Below are 26,682 nucleotides of genomic sequence, written 5' to 3' on the forward strand. Positions count from 1 at the left end.
CCTGTGTGGGACCGACCCTGAAGGTGGTGGGCGCAATGCTCGTCGGCAGGAATTCCCGGACCGCTGCGTGTGCGGCGGCAGCAGTGCTGCTCCTGGCCTCCGGTGCCACCGCGTGCGGTGACGGCGGCGGCGACCCGCCCAAGTCGCCCGCGAGCGGCGTGAGTTCGACGCCGGGCGCCGGTTCGGGGACGACGGGCGGCATCGACCCCCAGCCCTCCGACTCCGCGTCCGCCAGCGGCCCCGCCGACACCACGGCGGCCAAGCGGGAGGTCGAGAAGAACTGGACGACGTTCTTCGACCCGGCCGTCCCCACCAGGGAGAAGGCGAAGGTCCTGGAGAACGGCACCCTCCTCGTACCGCTGCTGACCGCCTTCAACAACGACAAGCGCGGCGGCCAGAGCTCGGCGCAGGTCCAGGACGTGCGCTTCAACTCGGCCACCCAGGCGGAGGTGACGTACGACCTGCTCCTCGACGGCACCCCCGTGCTCCCCGGCTCCAAGGGCACCGCGGTCCTCCAGGACAACATCTGGAAGGTGTCCGTGAAGTCCCTGTGCGCCCTCGTCAAGCTGAGCGGCAATGCGGCTGCCCGGGGCTGCTGAACGGCTCGGGGCAGCCGAACGGCCCCGGGCCGCCCAACAGCCCTGCGGAGCTGAGACCGAGCGGCCCCCGGCCCTGTTCCGGCACCCGCTGTACGCAGCCCTGTCGGCGCTCCTCGTGCTGTGCGCCGCCGCCTGCGGCAGCCGGCTGCCCGAGAGCGACTTCGAGCAGCCTGCCACCAGCACGGCCCCCGCCGCCGCCCCGCCCCTGCGTGTCGGCATCGTCGCCAGCGCCACCAGCCCGGTCGGCGGCGACACCTTCACAGGACCCGGCGACGGCGCCCGCGCCTACTTCGACGTGCTCAACTCCCGCGGCGGCATCGGCGGCCGCCAGGTCCAGGTGGAGACCTGCGACGACGGCGGCAGCGGCATCGGCAACACCGAGTGCGTACGCCGGCTGATCGAGGAGAAGAAGGTGTTCGCCCTCGTCGCCACCACCGCCCTCGACTACGCGGGCGCCCCCCTGGTCTCCGCCGCCGGCGTCCCCGACATCGGCGGCCAGCCCATCGGCACCGCGTACGATACCTACCCCCACCTGTACGGGATCTACGGCAGCCTCGCCCCCCGCACCGGCAAGAAGCCCGGCTGGAACGGCACCCTCTACGGCGGCACCGAGGTCTACCGCTACTTCAAGAGGGCGCACGGGGCGCGCACCGCCGCCGTCGTCTCGTACAACCAGGCGTCCTCCGCCTCGTACGCCCGTCTCACCGTCCAGGGGCTGCGGGCCGAGGGGTACAGCGTCGTCGAGGAACAGGTCGACTTCGCGCTGCCCAATTTCCGTGCCGTGGCGGCCGACCTGAAGGAGCAGGGCGCCGACCTCGTGTTCGACGCCATGGACACCCACGGCAACGCCCAGCTGTGCAAGGCGATGGACGCCGTCGGCGCCGACGTCACCGCCAAGGTCACGAACGTACAGAACTGGTCCGCGACCGTCGCCGACGACTACAAGGACGCACCCCGCTGCCGCAACGCCCTGTGGGTGACCGGTGGCAGCCGCAACTACGACGACAAGGACGACCCGCAGGTCCGCGAGTTCCGTACCGCCCTGCAGGGCAGCCTCAAGAGGAGCGGGCGGAACGAGCAGGCGCTGTCGCAGTGGCAGCTCGAAGGGTGGGCCGCGGCCATGTGGTTCACCGACGCCGCCGTGACCTGTCTCGGGAACACCTCGGGGGACGCCCCCGCGCACGCCCTCACCCGCTCATGTGTCGAGCGCCACCTCGACCGCAAGGAGCCGTACACCGCCCGCGGCCTGCTCCTCCCCGTCGGGTACGCCCCCGCACCCGCCCCGCCCGCCGAGCGCCGCACCTGCCTTTCCGTGGCACGCTGGAGGGACGGCACGGGCTGGGTGACGCAGGGCGAGATGAACCGCAACTGCTTCACCGTCCCGCAGCTGCCCTACCGTCCGTGAGGGGCCTCTGCACATGCGCGGCCGACGAAGGGACAAGTACAGTCCCTAACCGAAGGAACGGCGGAGGGCTCCGTGACGGGGCCGTCCGGGGCCGTCGAAGACCAGGGGGACGTACCGGCGCATGCACATCTCTTTTCTGCTCCACAACGCCTATGCCGTCGGGGGCACGATCCGCACCACGTTCAACCTCGCCCAGACCCTGGCCGAGCACCACGACGTGGAGATCACATCGGTGTTCCGGCACCGCGACGAACCCTCCATGAGCGCCCCCGCCGGAGTGCGCATCGGACACCTCGTCGACCTGCGCAAGAAGAGCCCCGACTACGACGGCGACCTGCCCGACCACGCCCGCCCGGCCCGTGTCTTCCCGGCCGGCGACAGCCGCCACTACCAGTACAGCCGGCTCACCGACCAGCGCATCGGCGCCCACCTCCAGGGCCTGAAGACCGACGTCGTCGTCGGCACCCGGCCGGGCCTCAACGTGCACATCGCCCGGCAGGCCCGGCGCGACACCGTACGGATCGGCCAGGAGCACCTCACCCTCGACAGCCACCGCTTCCGGCTGCGCCGCGAGCTGCGCTACCGGTACGCGCTCCTGGACGCGGTCACCACCGTCACCGAGGCCGACGCCCGGTCGTACCGCACCAGGCTGAAGCTGCCGGGCGTCCGCATCGAGGCCATGGCCAACAGCATCCCGGCGGCCTCCCTGCCGCCCGCCGACGGCGACAGCAAGTGGGTGATCGCCGCCGGACGGCTCACCCCGGGCAAGCGCTACGACCTGCTGGTACGGGCCTTCGCCCAGGTCGTCGCCGCCCGCCCCGACTGGAAGCTGCGCATCTACGGGGACGGCGTCAGCGCCCCGGCGCTGCGCGCACTCGTCCACGAGCTGGGCCTGCACAACCACGTCTTCCTGATGGGCATCGCCGACCCTCTTGAGGCGGAGTGGCCCAAGGGCTCGATCGCCGCCGTCACCTCCGACCTCGAAGCGTTCGGCATGACCATCGTCGAGGCCATGCGCTGCGGCCTCCCGGTGGTCTCCACCGACTGCCCGCACGGCCCCCGCGAGATCATCCGCGACGGGGTCGACGGCCGCCTCGTCCCCATGGGCGACGCCGACGCCGTCGCGCGCGCCCTCCTCGCCCTCATGGCGGACGAGGAGCTGCGCAAGCGGATGGGCAGGGCCGCGCTGGAGAACTCCGCCCGCTTCGACCCCGGACAGATCGCCGAACGGCACGCGGCGCTCTACGCCGACCTCGTCGCCCGCGGCACCAACGACCGCACCCGCAGTCCGCTGCGGGACAACCTTCACCGCGCGCCGGGTGTCCTCATCGACGAAGCCTTCACCCTGCGCCGCAAGGTCCTCGCCACGCTCCGGAAAGGGCGTACCGCATGACCAGCTCTCCCTCCTCCCGGCCCTCGACGGCCCAGGCCGACGGGGCCGGTACCCCGGCGGATCCGCGCGCCGACTGCACCGCGGACTCCGCGGGCGGGGTCACCTTCGACGTGGCGGCCGCCGCGGCGCCCGACGCGGCGCTGGTGCTGCGGCGCACCGGCGGGTCGGGGAGCGGCGACGTACGGCTGCCGCTCACGCCGGTCGCGCACGGCCGGCTGCGGGCCGTGCTGCCCAGCACCGTCGACCTCCCCGAGGGCCGCTGGGAGGCCCATGTGTACGGCGGCGGGGCCGACCTCACCGTCCGGCCGGGGCTGCGCGACCTGCGCGCCCTGGTCGACCGCACACCGGACCCGCGTACCGAGGCCGTCGCCGTCCGCATCCCGTACGCGACGCCCGACGGCCGTCTCGCCGTCCGCAGCTGGCGCCGCTCCCCGCACGCCGAGGCCGGCGACATCGCGTTCGCCCCCGACGGCGCCACGATGACCGTCGAGGGGCGGCTGTACGGGGTCGAGGCGGGCCGGGACACGGTCGTCGAGGCCCGGCTGCGCGGCGACCGGGACAGGGTCCACCGGGAGCCCGTGACGGCCTCCGGGAGCGACGGCGGCGCGCACGGCTTCGCGTTCACCCTGCCGTACGCCTCCCTCAGTGAGGGCCGCGACGGTGCCACCTGGGTCTGGGACCTGTGGCTGACCGTGGCCGACGACACCCCGCCGATACGGCTGGCCAGGCTCCTCGACGACATCGCGGAGAAGCAGACCGTCCTCAAGTACCCGGTGCTGCCCGTCGGCGACACCGGCAAGACCGTCGCCTTCCCGTACTACACGCTCGACAACGACCTCGCCGTGCAGATCAGCACCCCCTGAGGCATCAGCACCTGAGGCATCACCCCCTGAGGCATCAGCACCTCTTGAGGTGAGGCTCAGCACCCCGAGGCCGCCTCAGGAGGGCGGCGCACCGCGGACCGAAGCTGTCCGCAACGCCTGGCAGACTCCGTTCCATGTTGGAGACCTCGGCCAGGCTGCTGCGTCTGCTCTCGCTGCTCCAGGCCCACCGCGAATGGACGGGCCCCGACCTCGCGGACCGGCTCGGCGTCACCCCGCGCACCGTGCGGCGCGACGTCGACCGGCTCCGTGAACTCGGCTACCCCGTCCACGCCAGCCCCGGCACCGGCGGCGGCTACCAGCTGGGCGTCGGCGCCCGGCTGCCGCCACTGCTCCTCGACGACGACGAGGCGGTGGCCGTCGCCGTCGGCCTGCGCACGGCGGCGGGGCAGGGCATCGAGGGCATCGGGGAGACCTCGGTGCGTGCCCTCACCAAGCTGGAGCAGGTGCTCCCCGACCGGCTGCGCCGCCGTGTCGGGGCCCTGACCGCGTTCACCGTGCCGATGCTGCACAGCGGCCGCGCCGACCCCGTGGACCCCGCCGTCCTCACCGAACTCGCGGGCGCCTGCCGGGACTCCGAGCGCCTGCGCTTCGAGTACCGCGACCACGCGGGCAACGCCACCCACCGCACCGTGGAGCCGCACCGCCTGGTGTGCACCGAGCGCCGCTGGTACCTGGTCGGCTGGGACGTCGAGCGATCCGACTGGCGTACGTTCCGGGCCGACCGGATCACCCCGAAGCCGCCGCACGGACCGCGCTTCGCACCGCGCGACGCCCCGGCCGACGACCTCGCCGCGTACGTCTCGCAGGGCGTCTCCACGGCGGCGTACCGGGCAACTGCCGTGCTGCGCCTGCTCGTACCTCTTGAGGTGGCGCGGGAGACCGTCGGCCCCAGCGACGGTGTGCTGGAGGCGGAGGGCGCACAGAGCTGTCTGCTGCGCACGGGGGCACTGAGCATGGACGTGCTGGTGATCCATGTGCTGCTGATGGGGCTGGAGTTCGAGGTGGTCGAGCCGGTGGAGCTGACGGAGCGGATCAGTGCGGCTCGTGACCTTCTGGGGCGGGCGGTGGAGCGGAGCCGCCCTTAGCCGCCTCCGCTTCCGCGTACGCACCCGCCTCCGCGTACGCGCCTGCCTCCGCCGCTTGCTCGACGGCCACGATCTCGGGGTGGTGCAGGTCGAACGCGGGGGACTCCGAGCGGATCTTGGGCAGCGTGACGAAGTTGTGCCGCGGCGGCGGGCAGGAGGTCGCCCACTCCAGGGAACGCCCGTACCCCCACGGGTCGTCCAGGTCGACCTTCTTGCCGTACTTCGCGGTCTTCCAGACGTTGTAGAAGAACGGCAGCGTGGAGAGACCGAGCAGGAACGCCCCCATCGAGGAGATCGTGTTGAGCGCGGTGAAGCCGTCGGCCGCCAGGTAGTCCGCGTACCGGCGCGGCATGCCCTCCGCGCCCAGCCAGTGCTGCACCAGGAACGTGGTGTGGAAGCCCACGAACAGCGTCCAGAACTGGATCTTGCCGAGCCGCTCGTCGAGCATCTTGCCGGTGAACTTCGGCCACCAGAAGAAGAACCCGGCGAACGTCGCGAAGACCACCGTCCCGAACACCACATAGTGGAAGTGCGCCACCACGAAGTACGAGTCGGTGACGTGGAAGTCCAGCGGCGGAGACGCCAGGATCACCCCGGTGAGACCGCCGAACAGGAAGCTCACCAGGAACCCCACCGACCACAGCATCGGCGTCTCGAAGGACAGCGAGCCCTTGAGCATCGTGCCCGTCCAGTTGAAGAACTTCACCCCGGTCGGCACCGCGATCAGGAACGACATGAACGAGAAGAAGGGCAGCAGCACCGCGCCCGTCGCGAACATGTGGTGCGCCCACACCACCAGCGACAGACCGGTGATGGCCATCGTCGCGCCGACCAGCATCACGTAACCGAAGATCGGCTTCCGGGAGAAGACCGGGATGATCTCGCTGACGATGCCGAAGAACGGCAGCGCGATGATGTAGACCTCCGGATGCCCGAAGAACCAGAAGAGGTGCTGCCAGAGCAGCGCGCCTCCGAACTGGGCCTCGAAGACCATCGACCCGAACCGCCGGTCCGCCTCAAGCACCAGCAGCGCCGCCGCGAGCACCGGGAACGCGACCAGCACCAGAATCGACGTAAAGAGTACGTTCCAGGTGAAGATGGGCATCCGGAACATGGTCATGCCGGGGGCGCGCATCCCGATGATGGTCGTCAGGAAGTTCACCGCACCGAGGATCGTGCCGAAGCCGGACAGGGCGAGGCCCATGATCCAGAGATCGGCGCCGATGCCGGGGGAGCGGACCATGCTGTTGAGCGGTGCGTAGGCGAACCAGCCGAAGTTCGCCGGGCCGCCCGGCACGATCAGCGAGCCGAGGACGATCAGCCCGCCGAAGAGGAACAGCCAGTACGAGAGCATGTTCAGCCGGGGGAACGCCACGTCCGGCGAACCGATCTGCAGCGGCATGATCTCGTTGGCGAACCCGGCGAAGGTCGGCGTCGCGAACAGCAGCAGCATGATCGTGCCGTGCAGGGTGAACGCCTGGTTGAACTCGTTGTTGGTCATCAGCTGGAGCCCTGGACGGGCCAGCTCCGCCCGCATCATGAGGGCCATCAGCCCGGCGACCAGGAAGAAGCCGAACGCCGTGATCAGATAGAGATGGCCGATCTTCTTGTGGTCCGTAGTGGTCAGCCAGTCCACGACCACCCGGCCGGGTCGCTGTACCCGCGCCGCCGGCGCACCAGCCGTCTCGACGGTCTCCGTGCCCATCGTGCCCCCTCGCATGCTGCGGACCGGGCCAACCGCCTCATGATGCGCGCGAGAACCCCCGATCCGACAGGGGGCGTACGTGATCGGATGTGCGTGCGACATGTGCTACAGGGCTGACGGGAGTGCCGAGTTGATGTGGAATCAAGAATTCCGGATTCCCCTGTGCCAGTGGCCGATTTCTTTCCACGGCACCGCTCCAGAATGCGGATCTTACCGGGTTCGGAGCCGCCGGAAAGGAAAGGGGTGGAGCTGGTGAATGCATCAAATACCCAGTGGGAAATGGGCATTTATGAACAACGAGACTGCCCTATCGAGTGAAAGCGACGTAAGCAAACTCTTGTCGTGATCTTGTGACACAAGCGTGACCGGGAAGGTATCTGGCGCCTACGGTGGGCCCCATGGCACCTCTACCCACACCCCCTGCCCAGCCCGACGACCACCCCGAGCGCTATGTGGGCCTTGCCGCGGCAGCGGCCGAGCGGACCGCCGGGGAGCACGGCTGGAGCACCGTCAGAACGCTCCCGCCGGGCGCGATCATCACCATGGAGTTCCTCCAGGGCCGGCTCAACTTCGAGGTCGAGGACGACACCGTGACCCGCTGCTGGATCGGCTGAGTCCCGCACGGGACCTCGGCGCGGACCGGCCCGTTCCCGGCCGGGACGGGAACGACGAAGGCCCCGGGCCGCTCCTGGTGAGCGGCCCGGGGCCTTCGCTGTGCGTATCCCGCTTTGTCCTGTCAGGGGCAGCGGCGGGAGGGCCTCAGCGCGCCGGGTGCGGTGTGTGCGACCCGCCCCCGCGCGTCTGCGGGGGCCGCCTGCTGCCCGCCGGGGTGACCGGTGCGCGCTCCGAGCGGACCCCGTGCGGCCGCGCCTGGAGGTGTGCGGGAGCGGGGAGATGAGCGGGCCGGGTGGCCCCGTACCGGCTGCTGCCCGCGCCCACCGGCTCGCGGACGGGCGCCGGGTCCGGACGTATCGAGGGAATCGCCGCCGGGACACCGGCCGGCACCGCCGGATCGGTGGCCCCGGGAAGGGCCGGAGCGAGCGCACCGCGCGCCCGCCACCGCTCGCGCACCGCGAAGACGAAGGCCTCCGCCCGTGCGATCAGCGGCTCGAACCAGGGCAGCGCCAGCAGGATCAGCAGTCCGGCGGCCCAGCCGAGCAGTACGTCGCTCAGCCAGTGCGTGCCCAGGTAGACCGTGGTGGCGCCGACACCGAGAGCGACGACCGCGGACATCACCGACAGCCAGCGCCTGGCCCGCGGGGTGGTCGCCAGATACGCGAGGATGCCCCAGGTCACGACCGCGTTGGCGGTGTGGCCCGAGGGGAATATATCGCCGCCGGCGAACATCTCGGCGGACCCGATCTCGGTCGCGTAGTGCGGTCCGAGGCGGCCCAGACCGATCTTCACCGCGCCCACCGTCAGGTTGAGCAGCAGCAGCGCCGTGGCCAGGGTGAGCAGCGGGCGCAGCGTGTGCTGACGCCAGGAGCGCCAGCCCAGCCACGCCGCGACCATCACCGCGGTCGGGCCGCGCTGGCCGAGCACCACGAAGTAGTCGAGGAAGGCATGCAGTTCGGGCCACTGTTCGTACGGCCGGAAGAGCATCACCTTCCAGTCGAGCAGGACGAGCCAGGAAGTGACCAGCACGGCCCAGACGATGGCGATGTAGAACGCCACCGTCGAGCCGAAGAGAACCTTGCGGGTCCGGCTCATGCCGGGGATCTCTATCTTCGGCAGCTCCGGTTCCCGGTCCAGCCGGGCAAAGATTCGGTCGATACGCACCCAATCGACATTACAGCGGGTGCGTCACAGGCCTGACCGGTCCTGCCTCTTTGTGATGACCATGTGATGTGGGGTGTGTCTCACCGTTAGGTTTATTCCCGGCTGTTCCGGAAATGGTGGGGACCTTGTGCCCTATTCATTCTTGCCCACTCCCGCAAGCCTCTTGAAATCTTCTGAATTCCCGTGACAGAGGCATCGGGAGAAATTCTCCGTTCCGCCGTCGGCCGGTACCGGCCCGGCCCGCGCCGGGCCGGGAACCGACCGCGCCGCGCGGTGCGTGGTGTTGCTTGGCACGCCGGAGCGGATGCCGGAACGGATGTTCACGCGGGCACGGGTGCGGGTACCGCGTGGTGTACGCCACACCGACTCCGGCATTTCCGTGAGAGATGGGCCACGCACCCCGGGGGTGAACTCGCGTACGCTGACGGCTCACTCGCCCGTCGATGCCGGGCCCACCAGGACGTATAAGGCACGGACGTCCCCGGCGGCCCACCGAGCGCGAGGGAATCACTGGGAGGTTACGTACATGGCAGGGACAACCACGGCCGGCGCCGAGCTGACTGCGGGAGGTCCTTGGCGACGGCTCCTGTCAGGTCGCGGAGCCAACCGCTGGGTCGTGCTCGTGGTCCTCTGCGTGAGTCTGATCCTCGTCGCGCTCGACTCGACGATCCTGCACATCGCGGTCCCCTCGGTCACCGAGGACCTGCGCCCCGGCTCCGTGGAGCTGCTGTGGATCGTCGACTCCTATCCCCTCGTCTGTGCGTCGCTGCTGATCCTCTTCGGCACGCTGGGCGACCGCGTCGGCCGCCGTCGCATCCTGCTGCTCGGTTACGGACTGTTCGGTTTCGCCTCCGCGCTGGCCGCGCTGTCGGAGACCCCGCAGCTGCTCATCGCGGCCCGTGCCCTGCTCGGCGTCGGCGGCGCGATGATCATGCCCGCGACGCTGTCGATCCTGCGCCAGGTCTTCCCCGACCGCCGCGAGCGGGCGATGGCGATCGGCATCTGGGCCGCGGTGTCCGGAATCGGCGCGGCCGGGGGACCGGTGCTCGGCGGCTTCCTGGTCGAGCACTTCTGGTGGGGCTCGGTCTTCCTGATCAACATCCCGCTGATGATCGTGCTCCTCCCGATCGGCCGTCTGCTGCTGCCCGAATCGCGCGGCAGCGGCCAGGGCCCGTGGGACGTGGTCGGCGCGCTGATGGCCTCCGCGGGCGTGCTCGGCGTCGTCTACGGAGTGAAGCGCGCGGGCAGCGGCGACCCGGTGCTCGACGTCATGACCCTGGCCCCGCTGCTGGTCGGCGCGGTGCTGCTGGTCCTCTTCGTACGCAGACAGAGACGCCGCGAGCACCCCCTGATCGACATGAAGCTGTTCGGCCGGGTCACCTTCACCACCTCCGTCGGCTGCCTCGTGCTCGGCATGCTGGCCCTGGTCGGCCTGGAGCTGATCGCCGTCCAGTACCTCCAGCTGGTGCTCGGACTGAGCCCGCTGGAGACCGGTCTGCGGCTGCTGCCGCTGACCTTCGCCGCGATGGCGGCGGGCGCGATCGGGGGGTGGGCGCTCCACAAGGTCGGCCCCCGGGCCATGGTGGTGTCCGGCTTCACGCTCACCGCGGGCTCCGTCACGCTGCTGACGATGATGGGCCAGGAGGACCGGCCCTGGCTGATGGCGGGCGGGTTCGTGCTGCTCGGCTTCGGCATCCAGGCGACGCTGTTCGGTTCGTACGAGTCGATGCTCAGCGAGGCCCCGGCCGACTCGGCGGGCGGCGCGGCGGCCATCGGCGAGACCTCCTACCAGCTGGGCGCCGGCATGGGCATCGCCCTGCTCGGCAGCGTCATGAACGCCGCGTACGGACCCGGCCTCCAGCACGTCGAGGGCGTCTCGGCCGCCTCCAGCAAGTTCGCGTCGAACTCGCTCGGCGAGGCGTACGAGGTCGCCAAGGAGATCGGTGGTGCGGCCGGGGCCGCACTGCGTTCCGCCGCCCGCGTCGCCTTCGTGCACGGCCTGCACGTGACCCTGCTGACCAGCGCGGGACTGCTGCTCATCGGTGCGGTCGCCGCGCTGAGGCTGCCGCGCGGCATGGACCAGGCGGCGTCGGGCCCGCAACCGGATCCGGCCGTGGACCCGGCGGCGGACCCGGACGCCGAGCTGCCGGCCCAGCCCCAGGAGTCCAAGAAGCTTCCGCCCGCGCGACGCGAGCCCGCCGAGGCGACGGCGGGCCTGGACTGACCCGGTCCCGGCCCCGTACCGTCACCCGGAGGCATTAACTATCACTGCTAGTTAATGCAGTGGTGAACAACTGCAGCCGAGAGCCGCCGGAGGGCCAGCATGTCCGCACATCCCCCCAAGCTTCCGCCGTTCGACGCCGCCGACCCGCTCGGCATCGACGACCTGCTCGGCCCGGAGGACCTCGCGATCCGCGACACGGTCCGCAGCTGGGCCGCCGACCGCGTCCTGCCGCACATCGCCGACTGGTACGAGCGCGGAGAGCTGCCCGGCATCCGCGACCTCGCCCGCGAACTGGGCTCCATCGGCGCACTCGGCATGTCCCTGACCGGCTACGGCTGTGCGGGCGCCACCGCGGTCCAGTACGGCCTGGCCTGTCTGGAGCTGGAGGCCGCCGACTCCGGCATCCGCTCGCTCGTCTCCGTACAGGGCTCGCTGGCCATGTACGCGATCTGGCGCTTCGGCTCGGAGGAGCAGAAGCAGCGGTGGCTCCCCGGCATGGCCTCCGGCGAGACCATCGGCTGCTTCGGCCTCACCGAGCCCGACCACGGCTCGGACCCGGCCGGTATGCGTACGTACGCGAAGAGGGACGGCACCGACTGGGTGCTCACCGGCCGCAAGATGTGGATCACCAACGGCTCGGTCGCCGGTGTCGCCGTCGTCTGGGCGCAGACCGACGAGGGCATCCGCGGCTTCGTCGTCCCCACCGACGCCCCCGGCTTCTCCGCGCCGGAGATCCACCACAAGTGGTCGCTGCGCGCCAGCGTCACCAGTGAGCTGGTCCTCGACGAGGTCCGGCTGCCCGCCGACGCCGTACTCCCGGAAGTGACGGGACTCAAGGGACCGCTGAGCTGCCTGAGTCACGCACGGTACGGAATCGTGTGGGGCTCGATGGGAGCGGCACGCGCCAGCTTCGAGTCGGCGGTCGAGTACGCGAAGACGCGCGAGCAGTTCGGCAGGCCCATCGGCGGATTCCAGCTCACCCAGGCCAAGCTCGCCGACATGGCCGTCGAACTCCACAAGGGCATCCTGCTCGCCCACCACCTGGGCCTGCGCATGGACGCCGGGAGGCTGCGCCCGGAACAGGTCAGCTTCGGCAAGCTCAACAATGTGCGGGAGGCGATCGAGATCTGCCGCACCAGCCGCACGATCCTGGGCGCCAACGGAATCTCGCTGGAGTACCCCGTGATGCGGCACGCCACCAACCTGGAATCGGTGCTGACGTACGAAGGCACCGTGGAAATGCACCAACTGGTGCTGGGCAAGGCGCTCACCGGACTCGACGCGTTCCGGTAGGCCCGGGACGGGGCGCCGGTGAGCGCCCTGCTCAGCTCTGGTTGAAGAAGCCGCCGGTCTGACGGCCGGCGGCCTCGCCGCTCACGATGCTCGTGTCGGCGGGGGTCAGCAGGAAGACCCGGGTGGCCACGCGCTCGATGGAGCCGCGCAGACCGAAGGTCAGGCCGGCCGCGAAGTCCACGACGCGCTTGGCGTCGCCCGGCTCCATGCTCGTCAGGTTCACGATCACCGGGATGCCGTCCCGGAACAGTTCGCCGATGCCGCGCGCGTCCCGGAAGCCGTCCGGAGTGACGGTGGCGATCCGGCGGCCCTTGTCCTCGGCGGCCTCGGAGACGACACGGACCCGGGGGTCCGTGACCCAGGGCTCGGGTGTCTCGTTGTTCCCCTCGGCGTACTCGTCGTCGTAGTAGCGGTCGTCGTCGCTGTCCTCGACGAGCCCGAGCCAGGCACTCGCCTTGCGCACCGATCCCATGAACGCCTCCTTTCACCGCGGTCTGCTTGTGTTCCGCTCCCCCTATGGTCGTCCATCATGCGGATTGCGCGCCAAGTGGATAGTCGGCGCGCAGGGTTTTCGTGACGGTACTGGTGCAGAAGTTGTGGTGATTTCCCTGGGCTCTGTCGTTGCGGGGGCCGCCGGGAGAGTGTAAATCGCACCATCGGGCCAGATGGGTGAGCAGGGGGTCGGACGGGTGAACATACGCCGTCTGTACGATGCCTGACGGACTGTTCAGTAGGTGGCGCGAGCGCACGGCCCACCGCATCACGGGGGCACACATTGTTCGGCATCGTCAGGCCCTGCACGCATCGGCTCAGCGAGGGTCTCAAGACCGAGTGGATGGCCCATCTCTGTGGACTCTGCCTGGCACTTCGCAGTGACCACGGCCAGTTCTCACGGATCGTCACCAACTACGACGGGCTGATCGTCTCGGTTCTGACGGAGGCTCAGTCCGTACGGTCGACGGACTGGCGGCGCACGGCCGGGCCCTGCCCGCTGCGGGCGATGCGCACTGCTCCGGTCGCACAGGGCGAGGGTGCGAGGCTGGCCGCCGCGGTCTCACTGGTGCTGGCCTCGGCGAAGGTACGGGACCACGTCGCCGACCGGGACGGGCTGTTGGGGCGTCGCCCCGTCGCGGTCGCCGCCCGCCGGGTCGCGCGGAGCTGGGACCGGGCCGGGGCGAGGACCGGGGCTTCGCTCGGCTTCGACACGTCGGTCCTCGTCGACGCGGTGGACCGGCAGGGCGGCATCGAGGCCGTCGCGGGCATCGGCACCCCGCTGCTCTTCGTCACCGAACCGACCGAGACGGCCACGGCCGCCGCCTTCGCGCACACCGCGGTACTGGCCGGACGGCCGGGCAACGCGGCGCCGCTCGCCGAGGCGGGCCGGCTCTTCGGGCGGCTCGCGCATCTGCTGGACGCGGTCGAGGACCGGGCCGCCGACGAGGCGTCGGGCGCGTGGAATCCGCTGACCGCGACCGGGACGTCGCTGGTCGAGGCGCGGCGGTTGTGCGACGACGCGGTGCGGGGGGTGCGGCTCGCGCTCCGGGACGCGGAGTTCGTGGACGCCAAGCTGGTGCACGTACTGCTGGCGCACGAGCTGGAGGAGGCGGTGAACCGGGCGTTCGGGACCACTGCGTGCGGGCACGGCGGGACGGGGGTGCACGGGAACACTCCGGTGCCGGGCAATCCGTACGCAATCCCGGGCGGTCCGCAGGCGCCGGGTGCGCCCGGAGGGCCCACTCCGCCTCCGCCGCCTCCGCCGAAGCCCCCGCGAGGGCTGCTGGCGGGGTGCATGGTGGCCATCGGACTGTTCTGCACCTGCCAGGTGTGCTGTGCGAACGAGTACGAGGGACCGTGGTCCAGGCAGAAGCGGGACGGTTGGTGCGACAACTGCGACTGTGATTGCAGCAGCTGCTGCGACGGATGCGATTGCTGCGACTGCTGTGGGTGCTGCGACTGTAGTTGCTGACGCCTGGAAGAGGGGGCGTGCAGCGGGGACGTGAGTGTGTGGGCGCACGGCTGGGCCCGGTGGGGGCAAGGGGCAGTGGTGGTGGAGTCTTGGCTCAACAGGACGCGGACCACACGCGACCGAAGTCGATGTGGGGGCGCGTGACCAGCCACTGCTGTGGGTGCATGGCGCTTATGGAACAGGTGTTTTGATGATGCGTCAACAGGCGTGTGGGTGGTTCTGAGACGACCTGTTCAGAATGTGGACATGCTTGACAGAGGGCTGAGCGGCGGCCTTAGTCTCGGGCCAGGACCGGGCTGAGGGGCTCGGTCCGGTGTGTGTGGCGTGCGGCCGGCTGTGTCCGGTGAGGGCGATTCCCGTGTGTGATCACTGTGTCCACGGAGCCTCTGCATGTCTGCCTTGGGTTGTTCTCTTCTTTCAATGTGCGTGTGCACGTGCAGGTCCGTCGTGGCTGATCGCGCAGTTCCCCGCGCCCCTAAAAGCCTGCCCCTTACCGCCCTAGCCGCCTTGGGCAGCGGGGCCGCCCCCCGGGGGCGGGACGGGTGGGCAAGGGGGCGGCCCTCACGCGGAGCGCACCCTCCCGCTCCGGCATGTGCTCGCTACCGCTCCACCCTGCCGGGCCCCGCCCCACCGGTTCACCGTGGGGATCGGGGTTGTTCCGGGTGGGATCCGTTCTGGAGGGGAGTGGTCATGGGTTCGGTGGGGAGTCGGCCGTTGTGCATGGGGGCCGAGGTGGGAGGTGGTGCCTCCGTCGGTGGGCTGGTGCGGCTCGCCGAGCAGGGGGTGCTGGACTTCGTGACCGTGGCGGGCGGTGAAGAGGGTGGCGGCGGGCGTCGGAGCGACCCCGTCGGGCTGCTGGCGCGGGCGGCGGCCGAGACCTCGTGGATCGGGCTCGTGCCCACCGTGACCGTGACACGGGCCGAGCCGTTTCATGTGCAGGCGGCCGTGGCGACCCTGGACCGGGTGAGCCGGGGGCGGGCCGGCTGGTCGGTCGCCGTGTCGGCCTCGGAGAGCGGGGCCGCTCTCTTCGGGCGCGAGCCGGCCCCGTCCGCCGACGCGCTGTGGCGGGAAGCCGGTGAAGTGGTCGATGTGTCGACCCGGTTGTGGGACAGCTGGGAGGAGGACACCGGCCCGGGGGATTCGTCGACCGGTCGCTTCGTCGACCCGGACAAGGTGCACCATGTCGACTTCGCGGGGGAGTTCCTCTCCGTCAAGGGGTCTGCGAGCGTGCCCAGGCCCCCGCAGGGGTGGCCCGTCACCGTTGTCGACGTGAGCGTGTGCGGGCCCGACGGGCTCGCCGTCGCCGCGCGCTACGCGGACGTCGTCATCGTCCGCGCCTTCTCCCCGGGGGAGGCCGGAGTCATGCGCGCCGACCTGCGGCGACGCGCCGCCACCGCCGGGCGCGACCCCGACTCGCTGCGGATCCTCGCGGCCCTCACCGTCGACCTCGCCGGAGAGCCGCACCTCGACGGGCCGCCGCTCGCGGAGACGGATGCCGTACGGATGAGGCAGGACGGGGCGGCCGGATACACCGGCGGGCCCGTGGGGCTCGCGCAGGTGCTCACCCAGTGGCACGCCGCCGACGTCGTGGACGGGTTCCACCTCACCCCCCTCTCGCCCGAGCGCGACCTCGAACGCCTGGTCAACGGGACCGCGACCCTGCTCCAACACCGTTGTCTGCAACGGAACTTCTACGCCGGTGCGACCCTCCGCGACCACCTCGGGCTCGCCCGGCCCGTCAGCCGGTACGCCCGCAGCGGCGCCGGACGACGGTCGTGACCGCAAGGCGGCAGGGCCGCGCACACCCTCGGACTCCGGGCGCTCGCAAGCGCCGTGTGGAAAGGTTGAACCCATGAGCAGCAGCGAAAACAGCGGCGCGGCCCCCCAGAGGGACGCGCAGCAGGAGCAGGAAGCGCAGCAGGACTGGCGGCGCTGGCACGAGCACCGTGTCGAGACGGTCGCCTCGCCGTACGGACCGCTCTCCCTCTGTGGCACCCACTGGCTCGCCGACCACCCGGACGGCCGCATCGACGGCGTGCCGGGACAGTGGCGGGAGGACGGCAAGGAGGTGGTGCTGACCGCTGCCGCGGCGGACGGGATCACGGTCGACGGACAGCCGCTCGACGGCGAGGTCCGGCTCGGCGCCGACCGCGGGCCGATCCCCGAGTCGCGCGTCGGCGCAGGTGAGAGGCGTCTCGTCGTCCTCAGCAGGGAGGGCCTGTGGGCGGTGCGGGACTTCGACCCGCAGTCCGCCGCGCGGCGCGCCTTCGCGGGCATCGAGGCCGGACCCTACGACCCCGCCTGGGCGCTGCCCGGCCGCTTCGTACCGTACGAGAAGGCCCGGAGCATCCAGGTCGAGAACGCGGACGGGCGCTCGCGCGGCCTCGGTCTGGCCGGAGAGATCGTCTTCGCGCACGACGGGTCCGAGCACTCGCTGCACGTCGCGGTCGAGGACGACGGCTCGCTGTGGGCCGTGTTCGCCGACGCGGGCAGCGGGAAGAACAGCTACCGGTTCCGCTTCCTGCGGCCCGCCGCGCCCGCCGTCGACGGCGCGGTGACCGTCGACTTCAACCGGGCCGTGCTTCCCCCGTGCGCCTTCGCCGACCACTTCATCTGCCCCTTCCCGCCGCCGGGCAACGCCCTGTCCTTCGCGGTGCCGGCCGGAGAGCTCAACAAGCAGGAGAAGTAAGGGAGTTGAGCAACTTCAGCCCCGGGCGCCCCAAGGGCCCCGGGGCTGACGCACGCCGTGTCCCTTCCTGTACTTCCGTACGCCCGTACACGGCTGAAACGCGCTCTTGCGCGTCCTGTTGAGGGCCCGAATACTCCCGAGACAGCGCTTGTCAGGGGCATTGCGGCCGAGCCAGTCGTCACGGGACCGCCGCACGCTTCCGGCTGCGCCTCACGGGCCCCGGGAAAGACCCCACATCGGACCGGGCCCCCGATTCCCCTCGGGAGGAACGACAAGTGAGGAACGAGCGCACCACCACACACAGAAGCGGCACAGCGAGACGCGTCCGGTTCCTGGCCGTGGCGGCAGGACTCGCCGCCGCTGCCGCGATCACCATCCCCAACGCCCAGGCCCAGCCGGCCGCCGACACCTCCGCAGTGAGCGCCACCCAGCTCGCCTCCGCCGGAGCCGCCGTGCTCGCAGCGGACGTCGCGGGCACCGCCTGGCACGTCGACAAGGCGACGAACACCCTTGTCGTCACCGCCGACAGCACCGTCTCCCGCGCCGAGATCGCGCGGATCAAGGACGCGGCGGGCGACAACGCACGTGCCCTGCGCATCGAGCGCACCCCGGGCAAGTTCTCCAAGCTCCTGTCGGGCGGCGACGCCATCTACGCGCCGAGCTGGCGCTGCTCGCTCGGCTTCAACGTCCGCAAGGGCGACACCTATTACGCGCTGACCGCCGGGCACTGCACCGACGGCAACCCCACCTGGTACGCCAACTCCGCCAAGACGACGAAGATCGGCCCGACCACCGGGTCCAGCTTCCCGGTCAACGACTACGGCATCCTGCGCTACGACAACGCCTCGGTCGCCCACCCGGGCACCGTCGGCAGCGTCGACATCACCAGCGCCGCCGACGCCACCGTCAACATGAACGTGACCCGGCGCGGCTCCACCACCGGCATCCACAGCGGCCGGGTCACCGGGCTCAACGCCACCGTCAACTACGGGGGCGGCGACGTCGTCTACGGCATGATCCGCACCAACGTGTGCGCCGAGCCCGGCGACAGCGGCGGCCCGCTGTACTCCGGTACCAAGGCGATCGGCCTCACCTCCGGCGGCAGCGGCAACTGCTCGTCGGGCGGCACGACCTTCTTCCAGCCCGTCACCGAGGCACTCAGCGCGTACGGGGTCACGATCTTCTGATCTCCGGCACCACCACCGAACTGCAGCCAGCAGCAGGCAGGCCCCCGATCCGGACTCGTCCGGACGGGGGCCTGTCGACTGGTGCCCCGCGGGGTTACCTTCTTCTCAGGACATGTCCGGAGACAGTGGGACTCCAGGGGGCCGTGATGGTCGAGGAGTTGTTGACGGCGGGGGCCGCGGCCGTGGGTGCCGGAGCGGTGTATCTGATGGCGGCGGCCCGGGTGGTCAAGCAGTACGAGCGGGGGGTGGTCTTCCGCCTCGGAAGGCTCAAGAGCACGGTGCGCGGGCCGGGGTTCACGATGGTGGTGCCCTTCCTCGACCGGCTCACCAAGGTGAACATGCAGATCGTCACGATGCCGGTGCCCGCCCAGGACGGCATCACGCGCGACAACGTCACGGTGCGCGTCGACGCCGTCATCTACTTCAAGGTGATCGACGCGGCGGACGCCCTGGTACGGGTGGAGGACTACCGGTTCGCGGTCGCGCAGATGGCCCAGACCTCGCTGCGCTCCATCATCGGCAAGAGCGAACTCGACGACCTGCTGTCCAACCGCGAACAGCTCAACCAGGGGCTGGAGTTGATGATCGACAGCCCGGCCGTCGGGTGGGGCGTGCAGATCGACCGGGTCGAGATCAAGGACGTGTCGCTGCCCGAGACCATGAAGCGGTCGATGGCCCGGCAGGCGGAGGCCGACCGCGAGCGGCGGGCCCGCGTGATCAACGCGGACGCCGAACTCCAGGCGTCGAAGAAGCTCGCCGAGGCGGCGGGCGTGATGTCCGACCAGCCGGCCGCGCTCCAGCTCCGGCTGCTGCAGACGGTGGTGGCGGTCGCGGCGGAGAAGAACTCGACGCTGGTGCTGCCGTTCCCGGTGGAACTGCTGCGGTTCCTGGAACGGGCGGCGCCGACCCCGCAGACGGCCGCGGCACCCGTACCGCAGGCGGCCGCATCCGTGCCGGTGCAGGCGCCGTCGGAGCTGTGGCCGGAGCCCGGACCCGAACCGGAGCCGGAGCCGGAGCTGTGGTCGGAGGGGGAGGCATTCGTCGTACCCACCGAGGAACTGTCGCTCCCGCCGTACGACTTCGGCGAGGCGACACGGATGCCGCCGGGGGTGCCGGAGATGCCACCGGAACCCCCGGAGGTGCCGGAGCCGCCGGAGGCGTCGGAATCCGGTACCGGAAGGACCAGTACCGGACAGGAGTAGACCTCACCCAGGGGCGGTCACCGGTTGCACGCGGTGTTCGCGACTGTGACCGGTCGGTCGCAAATCGGGCACACGTCTGGCATGTCCCTGGCATGTCAAGGGAAAGGGGGCGTGCGGTAGTTGTCGTGTGCGCGTCCTGAAGTCGACCTTGTGTGCCCCCGGTTGCCCTGGGAATAGTGGGGCCCCACCCGGGCCCACCCCCACACTTCCGGGCCCGGCCCCCCACAGGAGGTCACTTGTGAAGCACCGACGCATACCCAAGCGGCGCGCGGCAGCGGTCGGAACCGCCGTCGTCGCCCTGGTCGCCACGGGCATCACCTTCCAGGCCGCAAACGCGAGCGAAGGCGTGGCCCCCGCGCCGACGCTGAAGTCCCTCTCCGTGGCGAGCGCGGGCCAGCTCGCCTCCTCGCTCACCAAGCAGCTCGGCACGGACGTCGCCGGGTCGTACTACGACGCGAAGGCGAAGTCCCTCGTCGTCAACGTCACGGACGAGGCGGCGGCGGAGACCGTGCGCACGGCCGGCGGCAAGGCCAGAATCGTCCAGCACACCCTGGCCGAGCTGAAGTCGGCGCGTACGGCGCTGGCGGGCAGGGCGTCGATCCCGGGTACGTCCTGGGCGACCGACCCGGTCAGCAACAAGATCGTGGTCACGGCCGACCGCACGGTGAAGGGCGCCGCCCTCGCCAAGCTGAACAAGGCCGTCGAGGAGCTCGGCTCCAAGGTCCGGCTGAAGCACTCGAAGGGGGAGTTCAAGCCCCTCGTCGCGGGCGGCGACGCCATCTACGGTGCGAGCGCGCGCTGCTCGCTCGGCTTCAACGTGACCAAGGGCGGCGAGCCGTACTTCCTGACGGCCGGACACTGCACCGCGGACATCAAGAGCTGGTCCGACAAGCAGGGCGGCTCCGAGATCGGCACCACCGCCGACTCGAAGTTCCCGGGCAACGACTACGGTCTGGTGAAGTACACGGGTGACACCCCGCACCCCAGCGAGGTCAACCTCTACAACGGCAGCGCACAGGCCATCACCAAGGCCGGGGACGCCACCGTCGGCCAGAAGGTGACCCGCAGCGGGTCCACCACCCAGGTCCACGACGGCGAGGTCACCGGCCTCGACGCCACCGTGAACTACGGCAACGGCCAGGTCGTCAACGGGCTCATCCAGACCACGGTCTGCGCCGAGCCCGGTGACAGCGGCGGCGCGCTCTTCGCGGGCGACACCGCGCTGGGCCTCACCTCCGGCGGCAGCGGTGACTGCTCGGCCGGCGGGGAGACCTTCTTCCAGCCGGTACCGGCCGCTCTGGCCGCGACGGGGACCGAGATCGGCTGACGTACCGCGGGTGAATGACGAGCCCCGGCCTGCCACCAGCAGGCCGGGGCTCCTCGCTGTGCGGGTGGGGCGCCGGGGTCACTGCCGGGGCGCCGCCCCGATCCCCGCTCCTCGAACGCCGGAGGGGCCGGAAGGGCCGGAAGGGCCGGAAGGGCCGGAGGGGCCGGAAATGTGTGGCCGAGATCTCACCGATCCGCCAGACCCTCCTCCTCGCCGAGCGTCTTGACCTGATTCGTACCGTAAAGGCGGTCCGGAACATTGCGGCCGCATGGCCGCCCGCAGCACCCCCGTAACACTCCCTTCGCAATACGCGCAGCTCGCTCATTTCCGATTTGCCGGGCCGGAATCCGCTTGTTGTGATGGCTGCCGACCCACGGCGGAGACCCCGACGGACGGGCCCGTCACAGCACTTCAGGAGCACGGCACCCATGCCCGAAGCACGTACGCCGCCGCCTCGCGGTCCGTTCGCCGCCGCAGTCCGCGCCTTCCGGCGCGACCGCACCGGCATGGTCGCCCTCGGTGCGGTCGCCGTCTGTGTGCTGCTCGCCGTCCTCGCGCCGCTGCTCACCGCCTGGTACGGCAAGAACCCCACCGAGCACTACGGGCAGAACACCCCCGGACTGCTCAGCGCTGAGGGACTGCCGATGCTGCCCAACGGGGGGATGTCCGGCGAGTTCTGGTTCGGTCTTGAGCCGGGGCTCGGGCGGGACGTCCTCGCCCAACTCCTGTACGGGATGCGGACATCGCTCCTCGTCGCCGGGTCCGCCACCCTCGTCATCGCCGTCCTCGGCATCGTGCTCGGCGTGACCGTCGGCTACCTCGGCGGGCTCGCCGACCGTGCCTTCACCTTCGTCTGCGACGTACTCCTCGCCTTCCCGACCCTCCTGCTGCTCCTCGCGCTCGGCCCGGTGATCCAGACCCGGTTCGTGGACCCGGGCGAGAATGAGCCGGTGTGGATGCAGTTCACCGTGCTCATCCTGGTCTTCGCCGCGTTCGGCTGGGTGCCGCTCGCGCTGGTGCTCCGTACCACCGTGAAGTCCCTGCGGGAGCGGGAGTTCGTGGAGTCGGCGCGGGCGCTGGGGGCGAGCAGGCGCCACATCGTGCTGCGCGAGCTGCTGCCCAACGTATGGGCCCCGGTGCTCGTGCACATCAGTCTCGCGCTGCCTGCCGTCGTCACCGCCGAGGCCGCCCTGTCCTTCCTCGGCGTCGGCATCAGCGAACCCGTCCCCGACTGGGGGCGGATGATCTCGCGCGGCGCCGAGGTCTTCTACGACGATCCGACCTACATGGTCTTCCCGGGCCTCGCGATCCTCGTGTTCGTCCTCGCCTTCAACCTCTTCGGCGACGCGGTGCGGGACGCACTCGACCCCCGTACCGCCCGCTGAACCACCCTCACCCCAACGCCCCTCAGCAATCACCGGAGTCCGCCATGCCCAGATTCAGCTCCCGCGCCGTAGCCGTCCCGGTCGCCGCCACCGTCGCCGCCCTGCTGGTCTGCTCCTGCTCGGCCGGAGCGGGCGCGGGGCAGAAGGCGAAGACCGACGGGGCCGCGAAGACCGAGTCCAAGCTCGCCGCCATCATCGGCACGGCGAAGGAGAGCGCGGGCCCCGCCCCCGAGGTCCCCGGTGCCCGCAAGGGCGGCACCCTGAAGGTCCTCAACGCCAACGACTACGCGCACCTCGACCCGCAGAAGATCTACAGCGGCGAGACCTACAACACCTCGCTCCTCTGGGGCCGTCAGCTCACCCAGTACCAGGTCGTCGACGGCAAGCCCAAGCTGGTCGGCGACCTCGCCACCGACATCGGGAAGTCCTCGGACGGCGGCAGGACCTGGACCTTCACCCTGAAGGACGGCGTGGTCTGGGAGGACGGCAAGCCGATCACCTCGAAGCACGTGAAGTACGGCATCCAGCGCACCTTCGCCCCGGGCTTCGAGGCTGGACCCTCCTACTGGCCCACCTGGCTCACCGGCACCACCAACCTCACCGAGGCCCGCAAGGTCTACGGCGGTCCCAAGGACGGCGACCTCAAGGCCATCGAGACGCCGGACGACAAGACGATCGTCTTCCGCTTCCCGCAGCCGCAGGCCGACGTGTCCTTCATGGCCACCCAGTCCTCGTCCTCGCCGGTCCGCGAGGACAAGGACACCGGTTCCGGGTACGACATCAAGCCCTTCGCCTCCGGCCCGTACAAGATCGTCGAGCACAGGAAGAACCAGTCGCTGACCCTGGAGCGCAACCCGCACTGGAAGCCGGAGACCGACCCGATCCGCCACCAGTACGTCGACGGCTACGAGTTCACCTTCGGCAAGAAGGCCGTCAACGCCGGGCAGGAGATCCTCTCCGGGAACGGCGAGGGCGCCCGCACCGCCTCCACCGACCGCGACGGCACCGCCCCCGAGCTCTTCAGTGCCATCGACCGCGACCCGAAGAAGAAGGAGCTCCTCGTCGAGGGCCGCCGGGGCGCGTACACCGCATCGCTCGCCATCAAGAACAGCCGGGTCTCCGACCCCGAGGTCCGCAAGGCCATCCACTACCTCTTCCCCCGCGAGCAGGCCCGCCAGGTGATGGGCGGTCCCCGCCTCGGCGAGATCGCCACCACCCTCTCCTCGCCCGCCGTCGCCGGCTGGGAGAAGTACGACCTCTACCCGGTCGCCCCGCAGGGCGACATCGCCAAGGCCAAGGAGCACCTGGCCAAGGCGAAGACGAAGGTCACCACCCTGACGTACGCCTACGAGACGAACCCGGTCAACGACCGCGTCGCCCAGGTCCTCGTCGAGGCGTTCGGCAAGGCCGGGATCAAGCTGGTCACCAAGCCGATGAGCGACGCCGCCTTCACCGACCAGGTCTTCCGCGGGCCCGCCCCGTACGACCTGTGGCTGCAGACCACCTCGGTGAACTGGCCGACCCTCTCCACGCTCCTCCCGGAGAACTTCTACGGGAAACTCGACGCCCTGGAGAACTACAGCCGCTACAACAACCCGGCCGTCGACAAGGAGATCGAGCGGGTCCGCACCATCCCCGGCATCGAGGAGAAGACCAAGGCGCTCGTCGCCCTGGAGAAGACCGTCATGAAGGACGTCCCGGTCGTCCCCTTCCTCAACTCCGCGACCACCCAGGTGCACGGCAAGGACGTCGGCGGTGCGGCCATCCACCCCATCTACGGCACGGTCTCCCCGGCCTGGCTGTTCCTGAAGAAGTGACCCCCGCCCCTTTCGAAGCGCCATCCGGAGAAGCGACTCCATGACCGGCTACGTCCTGCGACGTGCCCTCCAGGCGGCGGCGGTGCTCCTCGTGATCACCGCCGTCACCTTCGGGCTCTTCCACGCCGCCCCCGCCGACCCCGCCCTCACCGCCTGCGGACCGCAGTGCGACAGCGCCCAGGTCGCCGAACTCCGCATCTCGATGGGCCTGGACCAGCCGATCCTCGCGCAGTTCGCCGACTATCTGCGCGGCCTCTTCCTGGGCCGTACGATCCGCGACCTCGACGGCACCGCGCTCGACTGCGCCGCCCCCTGCCTCGGCTACTCGTACGTCCTCCAGCAGCCCGTGCTCGGCGCGGTCCTCTCCCACCTCCCGGCCACCCTGTCGCTGGCCGCCGGGGCCCTCGTGGTGATCGTCGTGCTCGGCATCGGCGTCGGCTTCACCGCGGCGCTGCGCCGGGGCACCGCCACCGACCGGCTGCTCTCCGGCTTCACGCTGGTCGGAGCGAGCGTGCAGATCTACTTCCTCGGCTACGCCCTCCAGTACCTCCTCGTCTACACGACGGGGCTCTTCCCGGTCCCCGGCTACACCCCGTTCGGCGAGGGCCCGGCCGCCTGGGCGGCCGGTCTGCTGCTGCCCTGGCTGGTCCTCGGCTTCGTCAACGCCGCCGCCTTCGCCCGCCTCTCGCGCTCCCAGCTCCTGGAGACCATGCACGAGGGGTACGTGCGGACCGCGCGCGCCAAGGGGATGAGCGCCGTCCGTGCCCATCTGAAGTACACGGCGCGCGGCGCCGCCGGGCCGCTGGTGCAGCTGCTCGGCCTGGAGGTGGGCGCCCTGTTCGGCGGGGCGTTCATCACCGAGACCGTCTTCGGGATCAACGGGGTCGGCCGCCTAGCCGTCGACTCCGTACTCCAGAACGACCTGCCGACCGTCGTCGGCACCGTCCTGCTCGCCGCGTTCTTCGTGGTGGTGTTCGTCGCCGTCGCCGACCTGGTGGTGGCCCGGCTCGATCCGAGGGTGAGGCTCGTATGAACCCGGTGCTGGAAGCGACCGACCTGTCCGTGTGCTTCACCGGCCGAGAAGGCACGGTGACCGCGGTGGACCGGGTCTCCTTCACTCTCGAACCCGGTCAGGTCGTCGGCCTGGTGGGGGAGTCGGGGTCCGGCAAGTCCACCGTCGGGCTCGCCGCGCTCGGCCTGCACGATCCGGTACGCACGAAGATCGGCGGAAGTCTCCGGGTGTGCGGCACCGAGGTCGTGGGCGCGCCCGATGCCCGGCTCCGGGCACTGCGCGGCGACCGGGTCGCCATGGTCTTCCAGGAGGCACTCGCCGCCCTCTCCCCGTTCCACGCGGTGGGGGAGCAGGTCGCCGAGGCGTACCGGCTGCACCACCCGAAGGCCTCCCGGGCCGAGGCACGCGAGCGGGCCGCCGCGATGCTGGAACGGGTCGGCATTCCGGCCGTACGCGCCCGGGACTTCCCGCACCTGTTCTCCGGCGGGATGCGCCAGCGCGTCATGATCGCCATCGCCCTGGTGAACGAGCCCGCGGTGGTCGTGGCCGACGAGCCGACCACCGCCCTCGACGTTCGGGTGCAGCGCCAAGTCCTGGACCTGCTGGGCGAGTTGGTGGACGGCAGCGACACCGCCGTGCTGCTGGTCACCCATGACGTGGGCGTCGTCGCGGAACGCGCCGACCGGATGCTGGTCATGCGCGGCGGCCGGCTCCTTGAGGAGGGCCCCACCGCCAAGCTCCTCACCGACGCGGAGCACCCGTACACCCGGGCCCTGATCGGCGCCGCCCCGACCCTGGACACGGTGCCCGGCACCCGGCTGCCCACGGTCGACGAGCCGTCTCCGGAACCCGTACGCGCGCCCCGCCCCGCCCCGCAGGGCGGCGCGGCGCTGGCGGACCTCACCGGTCTGCGGGTCGAATTCCCTTCCCCCAGGCCGCTGTTCGGCCGCCGTCCGCAGCCCCGGGTCGCCGTCCGCGACGTCACCCTGCACCTCGCCGAGGGCGAGACCCTCGGTCTGGTCGGCGAGTCGGGCTCGGGGAAGTCCACCACAGCCCGCGTGCTGGCCGGGCTGCAACGGCCCACCGCCGGAACCGTGCGCTTCGCCGGCCGGGACATCTCCGCCGCCGCGACCGACACCGCGCTGCGGCGCGAGCTCAGCCGGGACGTCCAGCTGGTCTTCCAGGACCCGTACGCCTCGCTCAATCCGCGCCGTACCGTCGAACAGATCGTCACCACCCCGCTCACCGTCCACACCTCGCTCGACGCGTCCGAGCGGCGCGAGCGGGCGGCCGAACTGCTCCGGCAGGTCGGCCTCAGCCCCGACCAACTCACCCGCTACCCCCACGAGTTCAGCGGCGGCCAGCGGCAGCGCATCGGCATCGCACGGGCCCTCGCGGTGCGCCCGAAGCTGATCGTCGCCGACGAACCGGTGTCGGCGCTCGACGTGTCCGTACAGGCGCAGGTGCTGAACCTCCTGATGGACCTGCGCGACGAGTTCGGCCTCTCGCTGCTCTTCGTCTCCCACGACCTCGCCGTCGTACGGCACTTCTGCGACCGGATCGCCGTGATGCACCACGGCGAGATCGTGGAGAGCGGCACCCGCGACGAGGTCTTCGACGCGCCGAAGGCGACGTACACGCGCGAGCTGCTGGCGGCCTCGGTCTGAGCACGACGGGTCTCAGTACGACGGTGCCCCGCCTCCCGAGAGGGAAGCGGGGCACCGTGCTGC

At 70.8% G+C, this 26,682-nt stretch carries 21 protein-coding genes; 18 read left to right on the forward strand and 3 right to left on the reverse strand.

Annotated elements, in window-relative coordinates; all coding sequences use genetic code 11:
* Nucleotides 1-5: 5 nt before the first annotated feature.
* The 5 genes from ACH4SP_RS31520 (at nt 6) to ACH4SP_RS31540 (ending at nt 5,366) form a co-directional block, all read left to right on the forward strand.
* Nucleotides 6-599, forward strand: a complete 594-nt coding sequence (locus ACH4SP_RS31520) for a hypothetical protein (RefSeq protein ID WP_398419871.1) — start codon at nt 6-8, stop codon at nt 597-599.
* Nucleotides 577-2,004 (forward strand): ABC transporter substrate-binding protein, encoded by a 1,428-nt coding sequence (locus ACH4SP_RS31525; protein ID WP_398419872.1) that lies wholly within the window; start codon nt 577-579, stop codon nt 2,002-2,004. Before ACH4SP_RS31520 ends, ACH4SP_RS31525 begins: the two co-directional genes overlap by 23 nt.
* A 121-nt stretch (nt 2,005-2,125) precedes the next feature.
* Nucleotides 2,126-3,397 carry a glycosyltransferase family 4 protein gene (locus tag ACH4SP_RS31530; protein ID WP_398419874.1) on the forward strand — a complete coding sequence of 424 codons (1,272 nt, stop codon included), beginning with the start codon at nt 2,126-2,128 and terminating at the stop codon, nt 3,395-3,397.
* A complete protein-coding gene (locus ACH4SP_RS31535; protein ID WP_398419876.1) occupies nt 3,394-4,260 on the forward strand; it encodes a transferase in 867 nt (288 codons plus the stop codon). Before ACH4SP_RS31530 ends, ACH4SP_RS31535 begins: the two co-directional genes overlap by 4 nt.
* Before the next feature lie 134 nt (nt 4,261-4,394).
* Nucleotides 4,395-5,366 (forward strand): helix-turn-helix transcriptional regulator, encoded by a 972-nt coding sequence (locus ACH4SP_RS31540; protein WP_398419878.1) that lies wholly within the window; start codon nt 4,395-4,397, stop codon nt 5,364-5,366.
* Here the strand turns inward: ACH4SP_RS31540 and ctaD are convergent.
* Nucleotides 5,314-7,071: a cytochrome c oxidase subunit I gene (gene ctaD / locus ACH4SP_RS31545; protein ID WP_398419879.1), complete on the reverse strand. Its 1,758-nt coding sequence runs from the start codon at nt 7,069-7,071 to the stop codon at nt 5,314-5,316. The two genes, ACH4SP_RS31540 and ctaD, sit on opposite strands and share 53 nt — an antisense overlap.
* 398 nt (nt 7,072-7,469) lie before the next feature.
* Here ctaD and ACH4SP_RS31550 point away from each other — a divergent pair, with 398 nt between their 5' ends.
* Nucleotides 7,470-7,685: an I78 family peptidase inhibitor gene (locus ACH4SP_RS31550; RefSeq protein WP_398419881.1), complete on the forward strand. Its 216-nt coding sequence runs from the start codon at nt 7,470-7,472 to the stop codon at nt 7,683-7,685.
* Between the two features lie 145 nt (nt 7,686-7,830).
* On the opposite strand, the gene ACH4SP_RS31555 is transcribed toward ACH4SP_RS31550, so the two are convergent.
* Nucleotides 7,831-8,850 (reverse strand): phosphatase PAP2 family protein, encoded by a 1,020-nt coding sequence (locus ACH4SP_RS31555; RefSeq protein WP_398419883.1) that lies wholly within the window; start codon nt 8,848-8,850, stop codon nt 7,831-7,833.
* A 526-nt stretch (nt 8,851-9,376) separates the two neighbouring features.
* On the opposite strand from ACH4SP_RS31555, the gene ACH4SP_RS31560 reads away from it, so the two are divergent.
* Both ACH4SP_RS31560 and ACH4SP_RS31565 read left to right on the forward strand, forming a co-directional pair.
* A complete protein-coding gene (locus tag ACH4SP_RS31560; protein ID WP_398419885.1) occupies nt 9,377-11,074 on the forward strand; it encodes an MFS transporter in 1,698 nt (565 codons plus the stop codon).
* 99 nt (nt 11,075-11,173) lie between these two features.
* Nucleotides 11,174-12,367 carry an acyl-CoA dehydrogenase family protein gene (locus tag ACH4SP_RS31565; RefSeq protein ID WP_398419887.1) on the forward strand — a complete coding sequence of 398 codons (1,194 nt, stop codon included), beginning with the start codon at nt 11,174-11,176 and terminating at the stop codon, nt 12,365-12,367.
* Nucleotides 12,368-12,398: 31 nt separating this feature from the next.
* Here ACH4SP_RS31565 and ACH4SP_RS31570 read toward each other — a convergent pair whose 3' ends face one another.
* The gene (locus tag ACH4SP_RS31570) at nt 12,399-12,839 is read right to left on the reverse strand and encodes a cell division protein SepF (RefSeq protein WP_398419889.1); all 441 of its coding nucleotides are present in this window, start codon (nt 12,837-12,839) and stop codon (nt 12,399-12,401) included.
* Nucleotides 12,840-13,142: 303 nt separating this feature from the next.
* Between ACH4SP_RS31570 and ACH4SP_RS31575 the strand changes: the two genes are divergently transcribed.
* The 10 genes from ACH4SP_RS31575 to ACH4SP_RS31620 all read left to right on the forward strand — a co-directional run bounded on the left by ACH4SP_RS31575 (nt 13,143) and on the right by ACH4SP_RS31620 (nt 26,619).
* Nucleotides 13,143-14,333: a DUF5685 family protein gene (locus ACH4SP_RS31575; RefSeq protein ID WP_398419891.1), complete on the forward strand. Its 1,191-nt coding sequence runs from the start codon at nt 13,143-13,145 to the stop codon at nt 14,331-14,333.
* Between the two features lie 720 nt (nt 14,334-15,053).
* Nucleotides 15,054-16,112, forward strand: a complete 1,059-nt coding sequence (locus tag ACH4SP_RS31580; RefSeq protein ID WP_398419893.1) for an LLM class flavin-dependent oxidoreductase — start codon at nt 15,054-15,056, stop codon at nt 16,110-16,112.
* 73 nt (nt 16,113-16,185) lie between these two features.
* The gene (locus ACH4SP_RS31585; RefSeq protein ID WP_398419897.1) at nt 16,186-17,022 is read left to right on the forward strand and encodes a DUF1684 domain-containing protein; all 837 of its coding nucleotides are present in this window, start codon (nt 16,186-16,188) and stop codon (nt 17,020-17,022) included.
* A 275-nt stretch (nt 17,023-17,297) separates the two neighbouring features.
* The gene (locus ACH4SP_RS31590; RefSeq protein WP_398419899.1) at nt 17,298-18,209 is read left to right on the forward strand and encodes a S1 family peptidase; all 912 of its coding nucleotides are present in this window, start codon (nt 17,298-17,300) and stop codon (nt 18,207-18,209) included.
* A 146-nt stretch (nt 18,210-18,355) separates the two neighbouring features.
* A complete protein-coding gene (locus ACH4SP_RS31595; protein ID WP_398420289.1) occupies nt 18,356-19,411 on the forward strand; it encodes a slipin family protein in 1,056 nt (351 codons plus the stop codon).
* Between the two features lie 238 nt (nt 19,412-19,649).
* Nucleotides 19,650-20,738 carry a S1 family peptidase gene (locus ACH4SP_RS31600; protein ID WP_398419901.1) on the forward strand — a complete coding sequence of 363 codons (1,089 nt, stop codon included), beginning with the start codon at nt 19,650-19,652 and terminating at the stop codon, nt 20,736-20,738.
* A 428-nt stretch (nt 20,739-21,166) separates the two neighbouring features.
* Nucleotides 21,167-22,123: an ABC transporter permease gene (locus ACH4SP_RS31605; RefSeq protein WP_398419903.1), complete on the forward strand. Its 957-nt coding sequence runs from the start codon at nt 21,167-21,169 to the stop codon at nt 22,121-22,123.
* Nucleotides 22,124-22,167: 44 nt separating this feature from the next.
* Nucleotides 22,168-23,940: an ABC transporter substrate-binding protein gene (locus tag ACH4SP_RS31610; protein ID WP_398419905.1), complete on the forward strand. Its 1,773-nt coding sequence runs from the start codon at nt 22,168-22,170 to the stop codon at nt 23,938-23,940.
* Between the two features lie 40 nt (nt 23,941-23,980).
* Entirely contained in the window at nt 23,981-24,973 is a 993-nt protein-coding gene (locus tag ACH4SP_RS31615; RefSeq protein WP_398419907.1) for an ABC transporter permease, read from the forward strand.
* A complete protein-coding gene (locus ACH4SP_RS31620; RefSeq protein ID WP_398419909.1) occupies nt 24,970-26,619 on the forward strand; it encodes a dipeptide ABC transporter ATP-binding protein in 1,650 nt (549 codons plus the stop codon). Before ACH4SP_RS31615 ends, ACH4SP_RS31620 begins: the two co-directional genes overlap by 4 nt.
* Nucleotides 26,620-26,682: the final 63 nt, after the last annotated feature.

It is taken from the genome of Streptomyces sp. NPDC021093, from assembly GCF_044333135.1.
Classification (GTDB): Bacteria; Actinomycetota; Actinomycetes; order Streptomycetales; family Streptomycetaceae; genus Streptomyces.